Here is a 6,856-nt window from a genome sequence, read left to right on the forward strand (position 1 = left end):
TACGTATTGCTAAGGTTAACGACGGTTAGATTCACCTCTTACACAGCACCTTGCATTTACGCTTGTTGCTGGTTTAATGAGTATATGGGCGACTCTGGGTAGCCTCATTGTGGAATATGAATTTCAGTGGCTTAAAATGACAGAGTTACTTTGTAATTTAATTGGCTGTACGGTGTAGAGAATGGCTGAAGATTCTGGTCAAGAGAGGACCGAAGAACCCACAGATAAAAAAATACAATGAGTCTCGTAAGAAAGGGCAAGTTGCCCGTTCAAAGGATACTTGGCACTACTTTCGTGCTGATCTTCTCAGCGATTGCTTTATTAATGTATGGACCTGCAATCGCGAAAGGCCTCTATAACATTATGGGTCGTGGGCTAACATTGAATCGAAATGAAACTTACGACACCACGAAAATGTTCTCTGTTTGGGGAGAAATGTTTTCTGAGTTATTTTTTCCGATGGCTATGTTTGTATTTATCATCACAATCGCAGGTATCGTTGGGAATACTTTGCTGGGAGGCTTTAACTTCAGTTGGCAAGCAGCTGCACCCAAGGCAAGCAAGATGTCTCCTATGAAAGGGATCAAGCGTATGCTGGGTCCTCAAGCAGCCATAGAGTTAGTGAAAGCTATTCTTAAATTTGTATTGGTTGCTGGCTTCGCAATTTTATTAATACAAATGTTTTTTTATGAAATTCTACACTTGAGTATTGAGCAGGTCCCAAGTTCAATTATTCATGCCCTAGAAATTCTGGCTTGGATGTTTTTGGCGAGGTGCTGTGTAAGAGGTGAATCTAACCGTCGTTAACCTTAGCAATACGTAACTGAACGAATAGATGTAATGTTCCCCCCCGGAACATTGCCGTCATCGTGAAGGTTAAATGGACTTTGGTAACTTCCTGCGTCAGCACCTCAGTCGATCGCAGCCGGACGTGAATGAAACTGCACGTCATTTCCACAGGGCGGCAGTCCAGGGAGGAACTGTGCACAAGGGTGGCTGCGATTGAACCGATGATTGATTTCTTCCATCTTCGTGAAAAGCAGTGGTCCGCAAGTGAAGTGGCGGATACTGTAGATGCTTTGACAGACCTTGGGTTTCCAACCGAAAAGCTCGTCATCAATGACAGGGTGGATGTAGCCGTGGCAAAAGCAGTGCCTCACGTGCAGCTGTCCGGACACAGTCTTCCGGTCGAAGAGGTTAAGCGGGCTTTTCCTTTTTTAAACGCCGGGTGTTCGGTCCATTCTGTAGAAGAAGCTGTCACTGCAGAAAAACGGGGAGCAGATTTTATTTTGTTCGGACATGTCTTTGAGACAGCATCCAAGCCTGGATCGGCGGGACGCGGGCTCGAGGCTCTGCAGAGGGTCACACAGGCAGTCTCGCTGCCTGTCACCGGCGATAGGGGGATTGACACCGGAAAATGTCAGCCGTCTTCAGCCCTTTGGAGCGTCGGGAGCGGCTGTACTATCCGGCATTCTATTAGCAGACGATGCGGAAAAGGCGGTCCGCCGTTATCAATACCGACTGGGAAGGAGATGGAGGGATGTTTTATGACGCAATTGTTGTGGGTGGTGGAGTGATTGGGAATTCTATTGCGTATCAGCTGGTTAAGCGGCAGAAAAAAGTCCTCGTCATCGACCGGGGGAAAACTGGACAGAAAGCATCAAGCGCCGCCGCCGGCATGCTTGGGGCTCAGTCCGAATGGAAAGGGGACGATCCGCTTTTTCAAATGGCGAGAACGAGCCGGGCGATGTTTCCTTCTCTTGCAGCTGAATTGAAAGAACTCAGCGGGGTGGATATCGGACTCCAGCAGAAAGGGTTGTATAAAATTGCCCTTACGAATGAGGAAAAGGAAGCGTGGAAGCAGCTGGGGAAATCGCAGGAAGCGGTCGGTGAAACAGCCCGGTGGATCGATCGTGATGAAATGCGTGATACAGAGCCGTCTCTTTCCGACAGGATTACAGGAGCATTATACCTGCCGGAAGACGGACAGGTAGACGCACCAAAGCTGACAAAAGCGTATGCGGCTTCGGCCGCAGCGCTCGGCGCGGATTTCCTGGAACACACGGACGTCACCGGTTTGGTGGAAGAAAACGGTCGGATCATTGGATGTCAACACCATCGGAGGCACGTATACAGGGGATGCGGTCATCGCAGCTGCCGGGGCGTGGAGTGCTTCGCTGTTGAATGCTGAACGCACCATTGTGGAAACGTACCCGGTCAAAGGGGAGTGCTTTTCTGTCCGGACGAAACGGCCGCTCATCACAGGGACCCTTTTCACAAAAGGCTGCTACATCGTTCCGAAGGCGGGAAACCGCCTCGTTATCGGCGCCACTGAACAGGTGGGTTCCTTCGACGAGTCCGTTACTGTAGAGGGCCTTTTTCAATTGATGGAAAAAGCCCGACGCCTCGTTCCTTCACTTCGGAATGCCGAAATGGAAGCTACGTGGGCCGGAATCCGGCCGCAGACGAAAAGCGGCATTCCTTATGTCGGTCCACATCCTGAAAAAGAGGGGCTGTGGCTGGCGACAGGCCATTACCGGAACGGCATCCTGCTTTCGGCGGTGACTGGAACGCTGGTGGCGGACCAAATCGAAGGGAAGCCGGTGGAGCCGGACTGGGTGACGAGTGGACAAAGCTTCATCACGTTATAAAGGAGGATCATCATGAATGTGAAAATTAACGGCGAGTGGCATGAGATTCCTGACCACCTGGCTGATGTCCGTACGCTTCTGAGCCACTTTCAATTGGATAACCGAGTGGTGATGGTGGAACTGAACGACACCATTTTAGAAAAAAGCGAGCACGGCCATTCACAGCTGCATGAAGGCGATCAAATGGAACTGGTCCAATTCGTAGGAGGGGGATAATCATGCTTAAGATTGGAAATTTCACGTTTAACTCACGACTGCTGTTGGGGACAGGGAAATATCCTGATTTTGAAACGCAGAAAAAGGCTGTAGACGTATCGGAAACCGATATCCTTACCTTTACCGTCCGGAGAATGAATATTTTTGAACCGCAGCAGCCGGACCTGCTTCAACAGCTCGATGTCGGCCGTTATACACTTCTGCCTAACACGGCAGGGGCGGAAAATGCTGAAGAGGCGGTGCGGCATGCAAAATTAGCCAAATCTTCCGGACTTTGCGATATGATTAAGGTAGAAGTAATCGGCTGTAAAAAAACGCTTCTGCCCGATCCGGTCGAAACGTTGAAGGCGACGGAAATGCTGTTGGAGGAAGGCTTTACGGTTCTTCCTTATACGTCGGATGACGTCGTCCTTGCAAAACGACTGGAAGAAATGGGAGCCCACGCCGTAATGCCAGGGGCGTCCCCGATTGGGTCAGGGCAGGGGATTCTCAATCCGCATCAGCTGGATTTGATTATTGAACAGGCCGAAGTGCCGGTCATTGTGGATGCGGGCATCGGTTCACCAGCCGATGCAGCAGCGGCGATGGAACTTGGCGCTGATGGTGTGCTGTTGAATACTGCTGTATCTGCCGCCGATGATCCTGTGAAAATGGCGGAAGCGATGAAGCTTGCCATACAGGCAGGACGGCTTGGATTTGAAGCAGGGAGGATCCCGAAAAAGCGTTATGCTGCGGCCAGCAGTCCAATGGAGGGAATGAGCCGAACATGAACGACCGATATTCAAGACAGACTCTGTTCCAGCCCATCGGGGAAAAGGGGCAGGAGAAAATCAGCAGCAAACATGTACTGATCATCGGGGCAGGTGCCCTCGGAACCGGAGCCGCTGAAAATCTTGTGCGCGCCGGGGTGGGATAAACTGACGATCCTTGACAGGGATTATGTGGAATGGAGCAATCTTCAGCGTCAGCAGCTGTATACAGAAAAAGACGCAGAGACCCGGCTTCCGAAAGCGGTCGCTGCCCGGCAGAGGCTGGAGCAGGTAAACAGTGAGGTCATCATTGATGCAAAAGTCGTCGATGCGACACCGCTTGAACTGGAGCCCCTTCTGGAGGGCGTTGATGTCATCATTGATGCCACTGATAATTTTGATATCCGGATGATCATCAATGATCTTGCCCAAAAGCATCAGATCCCGTGGATTTACGGGGCCTGTGTCGGAAGCTATGGCATCAGCTATACCATTCTTCCGGGAGAAACGCCGTGCCTGCACTGCTTGATGGAGCAGGTGCCGCTTGGAGGATTGACATGTGACACCGCAGGTATTATCAGTCCAGCGGTCCAGATGGTGACCGCTCATCAGACAGCAGAAGCTATGAAACTGTTAGTCGAAGACTGGGACGCTGTCAGGAAGAAACTCGTTTCTTTTGATCTATGGACGAACCAGCATTCAGCCATCGGCGTCTCCAGCGTGAAAAAGGATGACTGTCCGTCCTGCGGCCGGGAGGCATCCTATCCGTTCTTATCCTATGACCAGCAGATGAAGACAGCTGTCCTCTGCGGGCGCGACTCTGTGCAGATCCGCCCGGCATCGAAGCAGGAATGGAACCTGACCGTGCTCGCCGAGACCCTGTCCGGTCAGGAGGGCAAGGTGGAACAGAACCCGTACCTGCTTTCGTTTACGACCGGGGATAAGCGGATGGTGTTCTTTAAAGACGGACGTGCCCTCATTCACGGAACCCAGAGTGTAGCCGAAGCCAAAACCCTCTATCATCGGTATACAGGATAAAAAAAGCTCAGAGACCCTGTCTCTGAGCTTTTTTCCATTTGTAGAGAGCACGTGTTCTTTTCTAATGCCTCCTGAAGCTCCGGCAAACCGCTTTAAGCTGATGAGCGTTCAAGTCAACCCATCCCTATTTACATCTCGTCATTTAGTGAAGGTCTCGTGGAGTGTTCGGTGGTGACGCCTGCGGGAACAGCGCGAGCCGAAGATCCACTTGGGCAGGTGGTTTTCCTGCCCAAGTTAGCTGAGGCCGTGCCCGCGGCAAGCATCCACCGATAAGCGGAAGGTGACCACTCTGCATAATATAGGGAGCAGTTCTTCCAATAGGTAAGCACATCGTTACCCCAGCGCGACATCGAGCGTCATCATGATGGCGAAACCGAGCATGAGACTGATCGAAGCGAGGTTCACGTTCCCTTTTTCATGAGAACCCGGGATGATTTCCTTAGCCACGACGAAAATCATCGCCCCGGCAGCGAAGCTTAAGGCATAGGGGAGAATCGGTTCGATGAAAATCACAGCAACGGCACCAACGACGGCCGCGATTGGTTCGACCATGCCGGAAAACTGCCCGAACATAAAGCTTTTCTTCTTGCCCATCCCGTCACGGTGGAGCGGCATGGATACGGCTGTACCTTCCGGGAAGTTTTGAATACCGATACCAAGCGCCAGGGCGACCGCTCCGGCAAGCGTCGATTCCGTTCCGCTCGAGGCAAGCGCACCAAAGGCTACACCGACGGCAAGTCCCTCCGGGATGTTGTGCAGCGTCATGGAAAAGACGAGCAGGGCGGTCCGGTTTTTAGCACGGTTATCCTTGATGTCATTCAAATACTTATCTGTGTCCAAAGCCGGAAGCATCCGGTCAATCATCAATAGAAGGGCTCCGCCCAGTAAAAAACCGACAAGGGCTGGAATCCAGCTTGGTACAGGACCATTCTCAGACATTTCAATAGCCGGTGCAAGCAATGACCAGTAACTCGCCGCAATCATCACCCCGCCGGCAAACGCCAGCATGCTATCGAGAAACTTTTGATTTGGCACCCTTGACGAAGAAGACGAGAGCGGCGCCTGAGAGCCGTCATGCCCCACGTGAATAAGAGTACCGATAAAGGCCTGCATCACAGGGTTCATTTCCTTGAGTACGCTTCAATCATGAGTTCATCACCTTTCGAAAAGTTGCCTTCGTGCAAAATTTGTTTATGCGGTCATTTTACATACGTTAAGAAAAAACGTCAAAAATACAGCCTGCGTTCCTTTAACCTTTCTGGTGTCTTTAAAAACCTTCCGAATCTTTTGTTGTGTTTCCGTGAGCGCTTTCAAAGAATGGAAAGAAGACAGTAAATCTGAAATCTAAAAGATAGGGTTGGGGGAAGTGGCGTGGAGTATAAACCGATTCGGAGAAAGAAAATTTATGAACAGGTAGCGGATTCGTTATTGGAATCTTTAAAGGAAGGTCGGTTGAAGCCGGGGGATAAGCTGGACAGTGTGGAAGCTTTGGCCAAAAAAGCTTTGATGTCGGCCGGTCAGCGATCAGGGAAGCGCTCAGTGCGCTGCGGGCCATGGGTATTCTTGCCAAATGAGGTGCTGGATACGGTGCCTTCTTAGGTTTCATTAACCTTAGCAATACGTAACTGACGAGTAAACGACAATACGCATAAAGGTTAAAATGAACGGTCAGACCCACCTCAACAGCACCTAGGAAAGCCATCTTGCTTTAATGTTGCGTAACTATAAATAACCCCTTGATAGGCTACCGGACCGCGTTTCCTGAAGGAGCTTAGTGGGTCGCAAGTTGCTTAGCGTCTATCTCTGTTATAGCGAATTGATGATGGCTTTGTAATTTGACTAACTGCTTTTCTGCTGCCAGAGATATTAATTCTACCTAGGCTGTCATACTTTGCTGCTGCACCAATAAATCATCGGATTTATTGGTGCAGCAGCAAAGTATGACAGCCTAGGTAGAATTAATATCTCTGGCAGCAGAAAAGCGGCCTTAGTCAAATTACAAAGCCATCATCAATTCGCTATAACAGAGATAGACGCTAAGCAACTTGCAAATACCGCTAAGCTCCTTTTACCTTCAGGAAACACAGTGCGGTTTATGCCTGAGTTTTTCTATCAAGGGGTTATTTATAGTTACGCAACATTAGAGCAAGATGCTTTTGCCTAGGTGCTGTGTAAGAGGTGAATCTAACCGTCGTTAACCTT

At 50.3% G+C, this 6,856-nt stretch carries 7 protein-coding genes and 3 pseudogenes; 9 read left to right on the forward strand and 1 reads right to left on the reverse strand.

The genetic code is table 11. The features are described 5' to 3' along the window. Positions 1 to 55 precede the first annotated feature (55 nt). The 8 genes and pseudogenes from ACXAC4_RS21220 to ACXAC4_RS21255 all read left to right on the forward strand — a co-directional run. Positions 56 to 178 (forward strand): annotated as a pseudogene (locus ACXAC4_RS21220) (flagellar biosynthetic protein FliR); the annotation flags it as partial. 3 nt (positions 179 to 181) lie between these two features. Next, positions 182 to 780 (forward strand): annotated as a pseudogene (locus ACXAC4_RS21225) (EscU/YscU/HrcU family type III secretion system export apparatus switch protein); the annotation flags it as partial. Positions 781 to 935: 155 nt separating this feature from the next. Beyond that, positions 936 to 1,577, forward strand: coding sequence for a thiamine phosphate synthase (locus ACXAC4_RS21230; protein ID WP_475165176.1), 642 nt, complete (start codon positions 936 to 938; stop codon positions 1,575 to 1,577). After that, positions 1,541 to 2,651, forward strand: a pseudogene (gene thiO, locus ACXAC4_RS21235) (glycine oxidase ThiO). The gene ACXAC4_RS21230 and the pseudogene thiO overlap by 37 nt, the downstream one beginning before the upstream one ends. A gap of 12 nt (positions 2,652 to 2,663) precedes the next feature. Then, a complete protein-coding gene (gene thiS / locus ACXAC4_RS21240) occupies positions 2,664 to 2,867 on the forward strand; it encodes a sulfur carrier protein ThiS (protein ID WP_474968224.1) in 204 nt (67 codons plus the stop codon). A gap of 2 nt (positions 2,868 to 2,869) precedes the next feature. Next, complete coding sequence (locus ACXAC4_RS21245; protein ID WP_474971618.1) at positions 2,870 to 3,637, forward strand: thiazole synthase; 768 nt, start codon at positions 2,870 to 2,872, stop codon at positions 3,635 to 3,637. Continuing rightward, positions 3,634 to 3,783: a ThiF family adenylyltransferase gene (locus tag ACXAC4_RS21250; RefSeq protein WP_475165178.1), complete on the forward strand. Its 150-nt coding sequence runs from the start codon at positions 3,634 to 3,636 to the stop codon at positions 3,781 to 3,783. Before ACXAC4_RS21245 ends, ACXAC4_RS21250 begins: the two co-directional genes overlap by 4 nt. After that, positions 3,731 to 4,654: a ThiF family adenylyltransferase gene (locus tag ACXAC4_RS21255; RefSeq protein WP_475165179.1), complete on the forward strand. Its 924-nt coding sequence runs from the start codon at positions 3,731 to 3,733 to the stop codon at positions 4,652 to 4,654. The genes ACXAC4_RS21250 and ACXAC4_RS21255 overlap by 53 nt, the downstream gene beginning before the upstream one ends. Positions 4,655 to 4,987: 333 nt before the next feature. On the opposite strand, the gene ACXAC4_RS21260 is transcribed toward ACXAC4_RS21255, so the two are convergent. Next, positions 4,988 to 5,767: a ZIP family metal transporter gene (locus tag ACXAC4_RS21260; protein WP_475165182.1), complete on the reverse strand. Its 780-nt coding sequence runs from the start codon at positions 5,765 to 5,767 to the stop codon at positions 4,988 to 4,990. A 258-nt stretch (positions 5,768 to 6,025) separates the two neighbouring features. Between ACXAC4_RS21260 and ACXAC4_RS21265 the strand changes: the two genes are divergently transcribed. Continuing rightward, entirely contained in the window at positions 6,026 to 6,253 is a 228-nt protein-coding gene (locus ACXAC4_RS21265; protein WP_475165181.1) for a hypothetical protein, read from the forward strand. Positions 6,254 to 6,856 lie beyond the last annotated feature (603 nt).

It is taken from the genome of Pseudoalteromonas sp. AWM4_233, assembly GCF_056158285.1.